The organism is Polystyrenella longa (assembly GCF_007750395.1).
Lineage (GTDB): Bacteria > Planctomycetota > Planctomycetia > Planctomycetales > Planctomycetaceae > Polystyrenella > Polystyrenella longa.
On record NZ_CP036281.1, the window covers coordinates 3,082,493 to 3,096,738 of the forward strand.

A 14,246-nucleotide genomic window follows, 5' to 3' on the forward strand; every position below is an offset into this window, starting at 1 on the left:
GCCTCATGTGGAACAGAATGCTACTACTGCACGTCGCCGAGTTGATAGTCGTCGATCTTCTTATGCAATGTATTTCGATTGATCCCGAGTTTTGTCGCGGCTTTGGTCTGTGTTCCCTGTGACATTTGCAAAACCTGGAAGATCAACTCTTTCTCTACGAGCGACACGATCCGTTGATGCAACACACCATCAGCGTTAGCGTTCTCGACCATCCCCTTAGTGACGAGATCGCGGCAGAGGTCTTCCAGATTTTTACCGCTGGAACGAGTTGTTCGAACAGGAGCCAAACCACGTACATGGGGGGGGAACAGTTTTTCTTCCAGAACTTCCCCCTGTGAGAAAACGATCGCGCGTTCGATATAGTTCTGAAGTTCCCGTACATTTCCAGGCCAGGAATATTTCTGCATACAATTCATCGCCTGGCGATCTGTCGTGGAGATCTTTTTATTGTTCAGCTTTGAATATCGTTCTACGAAATAATCAACCAGCGCGGGGATGTCATCGGCCCGTTCGCGCAAGGGGGGAATGTCGATCGGAATGACATTGAGGCGGTAATACAGGTCTTCCCGGAAGGTCCCCTCTTCAACCAAATCGAGAAGATCCCGGTTGGTAGCGGCAATGACCCGGCAATCGACCTGGATCGTCCGGGTATCCCCTACTCTCTCAAATTCATGTTCCTGAAGCACACGGAGCAATTTTACTTGAAGCTTATAGCTGACAGAGTTGATCTCATCGAGAAAGATGGTACCTCCATGGGCGGCTTCGAATCGGCCTGTTCGATTTTCGTGAGCAGAGGTGAATGCCCCCTTTGTATGCCCGAACAGCTCACTTTCCAGCAGGCTCTCTGAAAGCGCCCCACAATTCACTCGAATAAAAGGGCCAGTCGCCCGATTGCTGAGTTCGTGAACTGCTCTCGCGATCAATTCCTTTCCTGTACCTGTTTCTCCCGTCAGCAAAACCGTCGCCTGGGTAGGCGCCGCCTGACGCGTAAGTCGATATACATCGCGCATCACATCGCAGTAACCGATCATGTCGGGAAGAACAGGAGCATCAGATAGCACATTATCCATCTTGTCGTTTGTATACTTCTATAGTGTAAAACGGCCACGAGTTGACTTGCGGACATTCTAGGCAGTAATGCTTCGGAAATCATTATCAAAAGTAACGATACATTTTATGTTTTTTAAATACGCGGGATAATTCATGTTAAGTTGCAAACAACCTGCTCACGCATCGACCCATTTGCCCCCTACGCAGACCTAACTGCCCATTAATGTGGCACCCCATGTGGTTGAAACGCAGTTTTAGCCCGTTTTTTTACTTACCATGCTAAAAGCAAAAACCGAACCACGATGCGGTTGAAGTAGAGAATATCCAATCCAAAAGCAGTGCAGGACGAGAAGACTGCACGTAAGCAAAGCTCATTTAGCGGCTTTGGGCCATAGAGAGAGGCGGGCAAATCAGGAAACGAGACACAGGTCCGACTAGATCCTATCCAGGATAAGTATGGCGGCTATCGGTCCTTAAAGCCCTTAAAAACAGTAGGCTACGCCGCCAGAACACGTTACGGTTATCTGGAATGATCTAGCGTAAAACTTCGCCCAGACGTTCGCTGGTGAATTTCTGGAGTAGCTGCCCCGTTTTCACTCGGTCTGGTTTGAGTTGGCCCATAACAGATGAAATGCCGTTGGAAACTTCCGGTGCCAGAATATCTTTCCGGCTCTGTTTGAGCAGGACAATTTCTCGATCCGTCAGTAGTAGACCGTACTTTTGGATATGCAGTTTCAGCTGACGAGCTGCTTCCGCACGAACCCGGTCTTCCCTTTTAGGAACATAAATTTGCCGGGCAATCGCTGACTGAGCATTGTAGGTGCCGACATGGGCCAAGCTGATCAAAGCGTTTCCAACGAGGCGCGGATTCGTCAAACTGTTGATTAATACCGCTTCGGCAGTACGCAGGTCGTACAATTCGGCTGAATGAAACTGGCCGATTTGGGCCAGCCAGTAAGCTGCGAGCTCTTGTTGTTTCTTTTGATCAACCTGGTGAATAGCAGAATGCAGTTTGTGGTTTTTTGCCAAGCTTTCGACGACAGGTCGCATTGTAATTGAATCATTAGTCTCCTGTACGTAATCAATTCCAGGATATCGACTCGCCAAAGTCTCGGCCACATCGCGTATTTCCGGTGGACCGTAGATTACGATGGGAATCATTTTAGTTCGAGCGTCGGCACGCAAATTGGCAATAGTGGCACTCAATGGCCACCGAATCGTGTTCGGCCGCAGGACAACGAGTTGCACGCCTCGATTCTGAGCAGCTTGCCTGAAACCTTCCCGGCCCGTTGTGACGGCGATCGTATCGTATTGAAGCTGATCGAACAGGTTCGCAGTCATGAGAGTCGTCTCAACACCCGCTCCCACCACCACCGCTTGTTTATGTCCATCATCCAGTAACGTTTCAGACAATACAGGTACGACACGGTGTGAATTTTGGAATGGTTCCGTTGGACGAAACTTCAAGATTGTCTCTGCTGCCGCGAATTGCACAGCGCGATCAGGGGAGTTCAGCGATGCGGTGATCGAAGATCCTAGCTCGTAGAGCAACTCAGCTTTGCCAATTTCCCCTAACACCTGCAGGGTTGCATACGCCGCCTGGTGATAATTTGCTTCCAGTGCCTGACCCAATGAACGTGTCACAAGCTCCGGACCGAGGGAGAGAGCAAGATCATGAGCCGACCCTTGACCGGTAATATGAGGAGTATCGTCTCCGTTACGCCGTTCTGCGGCTAGCATGAAGCCCAACATTAACGCTTGCGATTCGGGAGCATTCGGGCTGATCGACAGCGCCTGATGAGCCTGCAGCAAGCCTTCGTACTGGGCTCGCTCATATGGAGTGACCAGCCGGGATTGGACGGTCTTCTTTTCGACATCCCAAGTCCATAGTTCCACTTGTTTCGAATTAAGCTGTGGCGTCTGTTTGAAATTGTTGTGGGCCAATTCAGTCAATTGGGCCGCCGCCATTTCCGCTTTGGATTCCTCCGAAGCAATACTGTTGGAGACATTCCACTCCTGTAACGTTTCCCGAGCAAGAAGCTGGATACCTGCAGGTGAGTTCGCACTGTAGGCCAATGGCAAAATGGCGGGAACGGCTTCTTTCGCTTTCAGGAAGCGAAGAACTTCCAGAGCCGTCACTTGAACCTGTTCATTCGAGGACTGCAGGGCTGCCATCATCGCTGGAACGGCCCGCTTTCCCATTAAGATGAGAGTCGTGGTGAAGACTTCACTGCCCAATGTTCCATCATTCGTTCCCAGGCGAGAAACAAGGTAAGGAAGCGTCACATCGCTGTTATTTTTGAGTTCCAGTTGAGCAATCTGTTGCTGCTCGGGGGGGCCACCAAGTTGATCTATTAACGCATTGATTCGTACAGGATCGTTACGTGATTCCTGTAAAGCGGCTGTGACTTTCTCCAGGATCTGAGTCGATTCTGGTTGCAAACTTTCTGTTCGCGACATTCGTAATACGGCCGTACTACCCGTGTGCTCGTATATTTCTCGCCAGGTTTCGAAGGATAATTCGAGAGCCAGAAGTTTAGTCATATAACCACGAGCTTGCTCAAATCGACCAAGTCGAGTCATCAGGAAAGCGGTGTCCAGCAATTCCGTGGGAGTTTTGGGTTCTTGCAGCAACAGGTCGGCATCAAGATCAGGCGGCAGCGCAGATGTATCCGTTCCGGCGGCGGATGACGGATTTCCTTCCCCCTGTGCGACGGCACGAAGGCTGAAACCGACCAGCAGCAGTGACAAGATTATCAACGAGCACCAGATCAATCTGGGCATGCATCCACTCCAAAAACTGTGAACAGAGATTTCCTGGAAATTCTCCAACTCATGCCGAGGCCAGAAATTGGAAAATCAGGGCAAGCCGCTTCTGCAGCGAAACAATCTCTGATCGAACCGAACCCGCATGCTCAACCAACCTGGCAGAAACCACTCTTCACAGATTAAACGAAACCGGAATCAAAGGGCAAATGAAAAGACTGGCAAAACAGGAAGTCTACGAAGGACTCCAGGCTGGTCGAATGCCCCATTAAGCCTGAAGTCGTGGATTCCTGTTCTGTAAGTCCGTAACTCTCGTCGGGTTAACAAAGAGTCCTGTATCGTCAATATCGAAAGTTGCACCGAAGAGCTTGAACGGGAACTCGCTATCCGAAATCGACACGACAGGATTCTTCCGTCCAGCCGTTAAAGTTTAACTACCGGCTACAAATATGTGTTTGATTCGACTTCATATAGAACAAAAAGCCAGTACTAGGCCTTATAGATTTTGTCTCGGCCTTCGGTCACATTCTTGGTCGCATTTCGAGTGTCCAGGACCATTTGAGCGTGCTTTACGATGAAATCGTAGTCGTAAGCAGAATGGTCCGTGGCAATCAGGACGCAATCCTGAGCGGCGAGAAATTCCGACGTCAATTCCTGGCTTGCCAAGTCAGGGACATCATGATGACGCATTGGAGGCAGGCGGGGAACATGCGGATCGTTGTAGGTCAGTTCGGCTCCTCGCGACCGAAGAAGGTCGATCAGCACAAAAGCGGGACTTTCCCGTGGGTCGTCGACGTCCTTCTTATAAGCCACGCCCAACAGCAAGATTTTGCTCCCTTTAATCGGCTTACCCGCATCGTTCAAGAACTCATAAAGCCGAGAGATGACATACTCGGGCATCCGGGAGTTCACCTCGCCGGCAAGTTCGATAAAGCGAGTATTAAGCCCCTGTTTACGAGCCAGCCAGGTCAGGTAAAACGGATCGATCGGAATACAGTGTCCGCCCAGTCCCGGACCAGGGTAGAACGCCTGAAATCCGAACGGTTTCGTTTTGGCAGCGTCTACGACATCCCAGATATCGATATTCATACGGTCGAAGAGTGTCTTCAACTCATTGACCAAGGCGATATTAACGGCCCGATAGGTGTTCTCCAGAATTTTGCAAGCTTCGGCAACCTCTGGAGTGTTGACTGTGACGATCTTTACAATCGCGTGGCTGTAAAGATCGGAGGCCAATTTGCCACTGACGGGATCCATTCCACCGACGACTTTGGGAATCCCTGCTGCTGTAAAATCGGGATTGCCCGGATCTTCCCGTTCAGGGCTGTAAGCGAGGAAGAAATCTTCGCCTGACTTGAGACTGGTTTTCTCCAGAATCGGAAGGAGTACGTCACGTGTGGTTGACGGATACGTGGTTGATTCCAGAACGACCAACTGATCCTTTCGCAACGTGGCGGCGATAGCTTCAGCGGTTTTGACGATGTATTGCAGGTCCGGATCACGACTGTCGGACAATGGAGTGGGCACGCAGATCAACAGCGCGTCTGCCTCTGAGAGACGGCTCATGTCGGCTGTGGGTTCACAGCGATCTTCGTCGATCCAATGAGCGATTTGCTCTGAAGGGATTGTTTTGATGTAGCTTTTCTTAGCTTTCAGCATATCGACCTTCTGCTGGTCGACATCGAAGCCCATCGTTTTAAAGCCGGCGTTTACGAATGCGTTGATCAAAGGCAGACCGACGTAACCGAGACCGATGACTCCTACGACCGCTGATTTGTCTGCGATCGCCGCTTCCAACCGTTGCGACATCTCCCGGAATTCTCCTTCATGTTCCGCTGCGAATGCTGATGAATTGCCTGGAATCACATGGCCGGCTCAAGATTGAATCGGCCAGAGCCACCCGCTTACGAGTTAGCAGTTAATTGCGATTTCCTATGCTAAGAGGATCGGTCGACGCCCGAACCAAATCTGTCGTCCTTAAGGACGTCAAAGTCTCTTTGAACCTTAGCTTCCCTCATCTGGTTTGGCAATAGTGACAAAGAGGGGCTCACTGCTGAAGGTCGACTTCATTACAAAATTCAGGGAGATATTCGCCATCACAGCGACCTGCTGACGGGCTGAAGGGGCCGCTTTCGCGTCCGCCTGCAGGACGATATGTCCTTTTGTTTCTTTGCCAGTCAACAATGTTTTACTCTCTCCGCTGACAACAGAAACGCCAGGCGGAAGAGTGTTACCGTATACCGCAGAGAGGTGCTGAAAGAGCGGATCGAGGCTGACATTTTTGTCGAAACTTTCCGCCCGCTCCAATTCAATATCGATCTTTATTTTTTCCCCCGGTTTCAAAGTGATGTCATATTGGCTGAGGGTCACCTTCCTTATGTCACCGGGGGCATTGATGGAAATGGTATTCATCACCATCGGCCAGTGCCCTCGGCCTCCTCCCGGACGATAAATCTCCTGAAGAGGAACCGCGGTGATTTCTAATGGTTCTGAGTCTTCTGCCGCAGCAGAGTGCTTTCCTGTTCCTCGAATAACGACATTACTGACATTCTGTTTCGCCTCGGGCCTGGCGACGAGAATAATATTCGCATCCGCCATATTCTTATTAAGAAACTGTCCACAGGTCGCTGCCACGCCTTCCGGCAGATTGTCGATATGTAGTTGTATATCTCCATCAAAGCCATTTTTGCGAATTGCCCGGACAAAAATGACTCCGGCTGTACCGGGAGTCAATTGAGTTTTGTCCGTGTCCACGTACAAATCGAAACGGGGCTCTGCGATTTCCGTCTGAATGGCGTAAGCATAAGTCGATCCACCTCGCAGGTGGAGGTCACGAATTTCAAGGAAATAGTTGCCATCAGCCGGAACCGTCCAGTTTTCAATGAGGGAATCACTGTAGGTCATGCGAAAGAGAGAGAGGTCGTCCCCTTCTTGCAACGGATTTCCATTGGTATCCAGAATGCGAATGATGGAATCGATCGAGGACTGCAAGCGGCGAGCTTTAACCTCAAAGGAGAAGATCTGGCCCTTAGTGGCTTCAAACCGATAAAGATCGATTTCCCCTTCCTTGCTGATGACTCCCGCCAGGTATCCAGGCACAATCACTGGCTGTGCCGTCTCCAGAGTTTGGTGCGCGTCCAGTGTTTCCAGGATCGGAGGTTCCTCAGTGACCCATACCTGCACTGGATTCGTTATTCGATCCCCCAGAGATATCGAAACTTCCTTTTCGCCAGTCGATGTATCCGCTGGGAGATCAATTTTTGCGCGAGTATTTGCGGGAACTGAGTCTCCCAATAATTCGATGTCGGATTCGCCCCCCTTCGCGACTACGAGCGGATGAATCAGCGAGATCAAAGGTTGATCGTTGATTTCGACTGCGTATTGCCAGTACTTATTTCCCTGGTATCGAACGTCGCGAATTTCGAGCAAATACTCACCGGCCTCGTCGAAGTGATAGCTCAGAAGAGGATCCGCGAAGAAATGGTTGTCGGAAACGGCCAGTGTGCCGCCCGCCGGAGATCGTAGTGTAATGATGGGGTCTACGTGAGATTGCAGATCGTGGATTTTATCCTGCAAACGCATGGCCCGAACATGAAACGTCCAGTCCCCCGGTGCTCCGATATTGAACTTGAAATAGTCCACATCTTCATTACTCTCGATGGAGCCGCACACCGTCGCGGGAACCGAGATTTCTCGGGCAACATCAATCGTGTTGTTGTTCTCTTTTGCCTGATCTGCGACGACGGGGAAGGAAGTCACCACGATTTGACCGACGGTACTTACCCCCTGCGGTGTTGCGATCCGAAAATCACGGACGCCAGTCAGGGCATTCTCATGAGCCGTGAACTTTATTTTGATTCTGGGAAGCGAAGGTTCATTCCCATCCTTGTCAGGTTTCATCTCCGTCGTAATTTCGCCCTTAACGCCCTCCCCTGAAACCAGAACCTGATACGCACCGTACATGTTATAGCGTGACTCGACCATCATTTCTGACGATTGCCCCACCTGCACCGCTACCGGGTCCAATGACATAATCATCGGATAACTGACCTGAGCGTGCACGTTCGTCATTGGCAGACATGCTAGAGGGATGGCCAGCAAAAACGACGTCATAACGGAATAGGAAATCGAGACTCGAATCATTTTAGGATTCACTTTTTGATTGAGAGTCAGATTGGACGAAAGCGAACGCAATATTAATGCACGAACAGAAAGTCTTTAGAATTCAACAGGGCCCAGAAGAGATCTTCATAGGCTTGTTTGTTGTGTTTTTCCTGTTCCAGAAACTGCTGACACGCTTGTTGTTCCGCCGTTCGGGGCGGGCGATTGAGGGCTGTTAAATACAGTTCGGAAATAATTTCTTCTGATGGAGTCTTACTATCGAGCAACTGCGTTAGCGTCCCCTCTTTGGAGGAGACTTTTTTCGCGATCGTTTCACCGTTCAATGTGTGCAGAGCTTGGGCCAGATTTTCATCGGGGATCCGTTCACATTCACAAACAGAGGCACGGCGGGGTTTTCCGAAGGTGTTCAGGAACTCATTTGGATATTCGGCGTCCGGCAGTGAAATCGCCCGGGTGCCGAGTGGTAAGTTCTTAAATTTTGTTTGATCCCCCGTCGCCAAATCAATGGCATCCAGAAGTGATTCAGCCGTCATTCGTTTCACTTTATAATGACTGTAGAAACGGTTATCGGGAGCATTCTCCGCGGTCGGTTGCGAACTCAGTTGGTAAAGCCGAGATTTCATGATTGTCCGCATCAACTCTTTCACGTTGAAATCGTTTTCCACGAAAGACTTCGTCAGTTTGTCCATTAATGCCACATTACTGGGCGGGTTGGTAGCACGCATGTCGTCAATCGGTTCGACCAAACCATGCCCGAGCAGATAACCGACGTATCTGTTGACGACTGATTTTGCGAAGTAAGGATTCTCGGGAGAGGTCAGCCATTCCACCAACGGGATACGACGGTCGAGTGGATGGTCAACCTCTGCTCCTTCCAGCAGTTTAGGCTTCAGTACTTTGCCTGTTTTGGGATGTTTCACTTCTCCGCCAGACTTGACCATCACGATCGATTCACGACCGAACAAGCCAAACTCCTGACTGTTCTTCGTTCCGATGCGGGCGAAGAAGGCGGCGAAGCTGTAGTAATCTTCCTGGCTGTATTTTTCCATCGGATGATGGTGGCATTTCGCACATTGTAGTCGGACTCCCAAAAAGAGTTGGGCCGTCGATTCCGCGAGATCAGAACTGTTCTTGTTGATTTTGTAGTAGTTTGCCGGACCATTCATATAGATCGAGCCCTTGCCTGAGACTAACTCTGCAACGAAGGCGTCGAACCGCTGATTCTCTCTAAAGGATCCAAGCAGCCAATTGTGTAGAGCCCACATTCCCTGGTCACCCAGATCGCGGCTTTGATTACGAATAAGGTCGGCCCATTTGAGTGTCCAGTACGAAGCATAGGCATCCGTGTGTTTTTGACCTGCTTCTCCTTCGGCGAACCCAAGTAGCTCGTCGATGACAAGATCTCGTTTTTCTGGTTCATCCGAGGCAAGAAACCGACGTGTTTCTTCAACTGAGGGCAATGAACCCGTTGCATCCAGATACGCACGCCTCAGGAAGGTGGCGTCATCTGCTAAAGGAGAAGGTTGAAGCCCCAGTTCTATGAATTTCTTAACCGCCAGTTCATCGACAAAGTTATTGCTTTTCCAATCGGCCAGTTCGATTGATTCACTGTAGGGAGCCAGGAAGGTGGCGATTTCGGCCTGTCCCTCAAATCGGACTAATGTGGTCGCCTGTCCCTTGCCAGTGATCGTGACCACACCTGCATCGTTGATCGAAACCACCGCTTCGTCCATCGAATCGTACTTTGACCAGGCGGTTACATCGCGAGTTTTACCATTGGCGAAGTGCGCGATGACCTGTAATTGTTGTTCGGCTCCAGGTTGGAGTACGCGTTCATTCGGAGTGACTTGAAGGCGGACTATTTCAGACGTTTCCGCTGCTGGCCCGGGAGCTCCCTGTCGGACCCAGTCGGTCAGAATACGGTAGTCGACATCGTCTGTCGTCATTCGTTTGCCGCCACCATGAGGCGCCCGCAATGTCGCTTTTTGAAGAAAGAGGCTATCTTCCGGTACCATGTAGTTAATACGTCGCTGCTGTCGCTCGCGGGTCAGTGCGAGATGATCCTCTTTCGGATTGAATCCGAAGACCGACAGCTTAAATCCTCCTTTGCCATGCTGACTGGCATGGCAAGGCCCCATGTTACATCCCGACTTACTGAGGATCGGGAGGATGTCTTCCATAAATTGAAAGTGCGGTTCGTCGGTTACCCCCTCTACGGTAATGGGAACGGTTAAGCTTTGACCTTCCCATGAAAGCGTCACGGTCGTCTCGCCATTGGCGAGTGCCAGGATTTGTCCCTCCGCGTTTACAGTCGCAACATTCGGATGAGCTGAAACGTACTCCACTTCCCGCGTTGCATCCTGCCAACCATCGCGGGCCACTTGTTTCGAAACGGATCGGCGAACCAGCAACTGAGCGCGTTCCAGATTCCCTTCCAGAGTCACAGCAGCGGGTGTGACTTCCAGTACGGATTCATTTGCTCCCAGAACGATTGAGTTCAGTAAGAAAACGAAACTCAGAACCAGCCCCCAGCACAGGAAGAAGAATCGGAGCATAAGACTTCGGTTCAATATTAACGATCTCGCAGGCAACATGCAGTATCTCCCATCAAATCGCAATGGATCAGATCACTGGGGATTGTGGTGAGGAGTGAGTTATTGGAGGAACGTCAGAAATGAATGCGAATAAGAATCGGAGGGGATAATCGAGATAAAGAAGGAGGCCGCATGTCCACGAGGAAACTCGCGAAACGGCATGGCGTACTCGCTAAGGATGAGAACGCACCGGGTGGGATTCAGATAGGGTTGATCAGAGATGCTCTCTGATTATGGCAGGATCAAAACAGGAATACCACACTAAATTCCGTTGAGAACGGCACTTGAGTTAAATCCATGACCTGCAGAAGACGGGATAATTCAGATAATTCCGTGTAACGGACCACCTGTTACCGCCAGAGCATCAACACGACGGGAGATGTCTGAATCTTCGACGAGTGGTTCCTGATGATGCGGTTTTAAGCGAGCATCAATCACGAGCGAACCATGGCAGCCCCAATGTTTCTGATCCGTAAAGGAATCAATCCCTTCGATGTCTGTGGCGGGATTGGAACGTGTAAATGTCGCCCATAGGAAGTTATTCAATGTCGCCGCCAAAAAGGACGCGTCGTCCACGATGACAATCAATGGAAACTGATTGATGGTCGCATCACGGTTATAGAACTGACAGAACTGTTTCAGGTCATCGTTTCCATCTACATACTCAGGCCCCTGCACTGCCAAGGCTCCCGGAAGGACAAACTGCGCATCGGTGAACCTGTCTGGAAGCACAATTCCGCTGGGCATTTCTGTGGGAAGTTCGCGTTTTACTTTTCCAGCAGCGGCGATCACCAACTTAGAACCCGCGTTTAGGCCAGTGCCGGAATAATCGAGTGTGTCCATGGTAGTACGTGTCTGGAAATGTAAGTCGCGCGTCCAATCGACTCTCGACAGAAGATGGCTCAGGAAGTCGGGAATTTTGTGAATGTCGAGTGCCGGGTTGTCTTCCTTCGCGACGATGAATAAATACTTCGCGAGCGAAAGTTGCCCCTGACCTAAAATTGCGTTGGCACAGGTCAATAATTCCTGAGGGGTGCGATCCTGTGCGTAGGGGACGTACCGCTCACTTCCAATCGCGAGTAACAAAGGATGCACTCCTGAGGCATCCACCGCATTAACGGCATGAACACCTTTAATCACAGAGGGAATCGCGGGGCCGGTGATCTCGTGAATCAGAGCTCCAAATGAAGTGTCCTCCTGAGGTGGGCGTCCGACGACGGTAAAGGGCCATACTGCTCCGTCGCGATGATAGACGTGTTCGACTTTCAACACGGGGAAATCATGTGTGTCGCTGTAATAACCCAGATGGTCTCCAAATGGGCCTTCAGGAAGAACTCGATCTGGATCTATCGTACCGGTGATGCAGAAGTCCGCTTCACCATAAACTGCGGGACCAACTCGTTGAGGCACCATTCGAATTGATTTTCCCGATAACGCTCCGGCAAAGGTGAGCTCCGACATTCCTTCCGGTAAAGGCATCACCGCGGCTAATGTCATCGCTGGCGCACCACCAACAAAGATATTCACCCGGAGCGGTTCCCCCTTCTCAATTGCTGCGGCATGATGCACACCGATGCTGCGATGGATCTGATAATGCATTCCGATTTCTGTATTGTGAGCGTATTCATTCCCCGACAACTGGACTCTGTACATTCCTAAATTGGAGTTCATCAGTGAAGGCTTATCGGGATGCTCAGTGTAAACCTGAGGGAGAGTGATGAAGGGTCCCCCATCTTTGGGCCAACTGACGAGTTTCGGAAGTTGATCGATGGAGGTCCGGTTTTTGAGGACTGGTCCGGTGAATGCCTTCCGAGGTAGCATGTGTAAGGCAGGGCCTAAGACATCCCTGTATTGCCAGGGATGTCTCATAAATTGCATCGGATCGATTTTCAGATCGACTAGATGACGAACCGCATCTAAAGTGTTTCGAAAGATCCAGCGGGTGCGCTCGAGAGTGCCGAAAAGATTAGACATCATGGGAAAACGGCAATCTTTAACATTCGTAAACAGTAACGCCGGACCACTTGCCTGGTAGACACGGCGTTGTATTTCTGCCATTTCGAGATACGGATCAATTTCCTGGTCGATACGAATCAATTGACGGGTCTGTTCCAGATCGGTCAGACAACGGTTTAAATTTGAATATCCCATTGGGAGCAGAACTTCTAAATATCAAACAGGAAATACAGTCAATAATATATCGGCAGACAAACAGCACTTAGATGCCTAAGATGATTATAGTCGCCTCGCATCCGATTGCGCACTGCGACGTTATCATCATTTATGCTTTCCTGTTAATCAATAAATTGATGACAATCAACGATGGCGATTTCCAGGCATACACTTTAATGGAATGAACTGATCTTGAGGGACAATGTGACAATCGAAAACAATGTGTCTGTCGAAAGTAATCAGGGCAAACCAAACGAAGCTCATTCCGAACAGGTAATCGTTCTGGGAGCCAGCAACGTTGCGATCTCGCTCTCCCGGCTAGTTCATTCCATACGAAAATCGATTCCCGCCGAAAGACCTCTGAACCTGTTGATCGCCGGCGGACATGGACGATCTTATGGTATGACTTCGCGTGTTCTAGCCCGGTCGCTTCCCGGTATCCGGAATTGTGGCATCTGGGATGCCCTGGAAACAATTCGACAACAAGAACCCAGAAATTCCTCCCTCCGTCCCAAGGCATTACTCACTGATGTGGGAAATGACTTGATCTATGGCGTGGCGGTAGAACGACTTGTAGGCTGGGTGGAGACGTGTCTGGAGCGGTTGCAGAAATATCAGGCGGACATCGTCATGACAGGAATTCCGCTACAGAGTCTGGCTCGGCTCTCCCCATTGCGGTACACAATGACTCAGAAAATGTTTTTTCCGACGAATTCGAGTGAGCATGGAAAGATGGTCGGCCAGGCAACCGAACTCAACGAACAACTCGAACTCCTTGCAGAAAAGTATCATGCCGCTTTCGAACCGCAACCGGGAGACTGGTTTGGGTTTGATCCGATTCATTTCCGAGGTCGGCAGCGACCGTTCATCTGGCAGAAACTTTGCCAACACTGGTCTGAATTTGATGCTGAACGAACAGACTGGAAGTCCAATCCATTCCAAACGGCACAAAGTTGGCGATGGAAACCGGCGCAACGTGGGTTGTTCGGAAAATCACAAACAACCCATCAACCTTGTTTCGAAGACCAGCAGATGAAGCTTTACTTGTACTAACATCGGTTCCAGATCAGAGATTAAAACGATCAATATGAATGACGAATCCCTTCCCGGTCTGGGAACGCGTGATGTCCCTTTTCTTGATTTGCTCGGTGCTCGTCCCGTCAAAAGAGAAGACGGAACCTACGAACTTCATCTAAAAATCGAACGAAAACACCTGCGCCCACATGGCATAGTTCATGGAGGTGTCACGGCCAGTCTGCTGGATACCGCCCTTGGATTAACAGCAGGTGCGGCTGCCGATACAGACCATCATATGGTGACAGTGCAATTGAATATCAATTACATCCGTCCTACCTGGGAAGGGGAAGATGTGATTGCTCGCGGAGAATTGCAACATCGTGGTAGCAAAACGGCCGTCGTCCGTGGTGAACTTCGGAACGCTGATAATCAGCTCATCGCCACGGCTACAGGCACATTCATGTACCTACCGTTACCCAAAGGAACGAAGGTTGAAAAACCGAATTAATGATAATCCTCGATGTT

The 14,246-nt window shown here is 50.2% G+C and carries 9 protein-coding genes; 3 read left to right on the forward strand and 6 right to left on the reverse strand.

What is annotated here, in order from left to right; genetic code table 11:
* Positions 1–23 precede the first annotated feature (23 nt).
* The 6 genes from Pla110_RS11475 to Pla110_RS11500 form a co-directional block, all read right to left on the reverse strand.
* A complete protein-coding gene (locus Pla110_RS11475; protein ID WP_144995900.1) occupies positions 24–1,070 on the reverse strand; it encodes a sigma-54 interaction domain-containing protein in 1,047 nt (348 codons plus the stop codon).
* A 514-nt stretch (positions 1,071–1,584) separates the two neighbouring features.
* Positions 1,585–3,834: a HEAT repeat domain-containing protein gene (locus Pla110_RS11480; RefSeq protein ID WP_144995901.1), complete on the reverse strand. Its 2,250-nt coding sequence runs from the start codon at positions 3,832–3,834 to the stop codon at positions 1,585–1,587.
* A 471-nt stretch (positions 3,835–4,305) separates the two neighbouring features.
* Entirely contained in the window at positions 4,306–5,625 is a 1,320-nt protein-coding gene (locus tag Pla110_RS11485; protein ID WP_144995902.1) for a nucleotide sugar dehydrogenase, read from the reverse strand.
* A 195-nt stretch (positions 5,626–5,820) separates the two neighbouring features.
* Positions 5,821–7,854: a hypothetical protein gene (locus tag Pla110_RS11490; RefSeq protein ID WP_197440145.1), complete on the reverse strand. Its 2,034-nt coding sequence runs from the start codon at positions 7,852–7,854 to the stop codon at positions 5,821–5,823.
* A gap of 158 nt (positions 7,855–8,012) precedes the next feature.
* On the reverse strand, positions 8,013–10,493 hold the full coding sequence (locus tag Pla110_RS11495) for a DUF1553 domain-containing protein (protein WP_144995904.1): 2,481 nt from the start codon (positions 10,491–10,493) through the stop codon (positions 8,013–8,015).
* Between the two features lie 360 nt (positions 10,494–10,853).
* Positions 10,854–12,683, reverse strand: coding sequence for a UbiD family decarboxylase (locus Pla110_RS11500; RefSeq protein ID WP_144995905.1), 1,830 nt, complete (start codon positions 12,681–12,683; stop codon positions 10,854–10,856).
* A gap of 71 nt (positions 12,684–12,754) precedes the next feature.
* Between Pla110_RS11500 and Pla110_RS22975 the strand changes: the two genes are divergently transcribed.
* From Pla110_RS22975 to Pla110_RS11510, 3 genes are read left to right on the forward strand one after another with little or no spacing between them, the layout of a single operon-like run.
* Positions 12,755–12,889 carry a hypothetical protein gene (locus Pla110_RS22975; RefSeq protein WP_261342273.1) on the forward strand — a complete coding sequence of 45 codons (135 nt, stop codon included), beginning with the start codon at positions 12,755–12,757 and terminating at the stop codon, positions 12,887–12,889.
* Between the two features lie 37 nt (positions 12,890–12,926).
* Complete coding sequence (locus Pla110_RS11505) at positions 12,927–13,757, forward strand: SGNH/GDSL hydrolase family protein (RefSeq protein WP_144995906.1); 831 nt, start codon at positions 12,927–12,929, stop codon at positions 13,755–13,757.
* Positions 13,758–13,791: 34 nt separating this feature from the next.
* Entirely contained in the window at positions 13,792–14,229 is a 438-nt protein-coding gene (locus tag Pla110_RS11510) for a PaaI family thioesterase (protein ID WP_144995907.1), read from the forward strand.
* Positions 14,230–14,246: the final 17 nt, after the last annotated feature.

Bases quoted from the DNA above. Each gene is read 5' to 3' on its own strand.
- Pla110_RS22975 (WP_261342273.1), top strand. From the start codon at position 12,755: ATGCCTAAGATGATTATAGTCGCCTCGCATCCGATTGCGCACTGCGAC.
- Pla110_RS11490 (WP_197440145.1), bottom strand. From the start codon at position 7,854: ATGATTATGTCATTGGACCCGGTAGCGGTGCAGGTGGGGCAATCGTCA.
- Pla110_RS11500 (WP_144995905.1), bottom strand. From the start codon at position 12,683: ATGGGATATTCAAATTTAAACCGTTGTCTGACCGATCTGGAACAGACC.
- Pla110_RS11475 (WP_144995900.1), bottom strand. From the start codon at position 1,070: ATGGATAATGTGCTATCTGATGCTCCTGTTCTTCCCGACATGATCGGT.
- Pla110_RS11485 (WP_144995902.1), bottom strand. From the start codon at position 5,625: ATGTCGCAACGGTTGGAAGCGGCGATCGCAGACAAATCAGCGGTCGTA.
- Pla110_RS11510 (WP_144995907.1), top strand. From the start codon at position 13,792: ATGAATGACGAATCCCTTCCCGGTCTGGGAACGCGTGATGTCCCTTTT.
- Pla110_RS11495 (WP_144995904.1), bottom strand. From the start codon at position 10,493: ATGCTCCGATTCTTCTTCCTGTGCTGGGGGCTGGTTCTGAGTTTCGTT.
- Pla110_RS11480 (WP_144995901.1), bottom strand. From the start codon at position 3,834: ATGCCCAGATTGATCTGGTGCTCGTTGATAATCTTGTCACTGCTGCTG.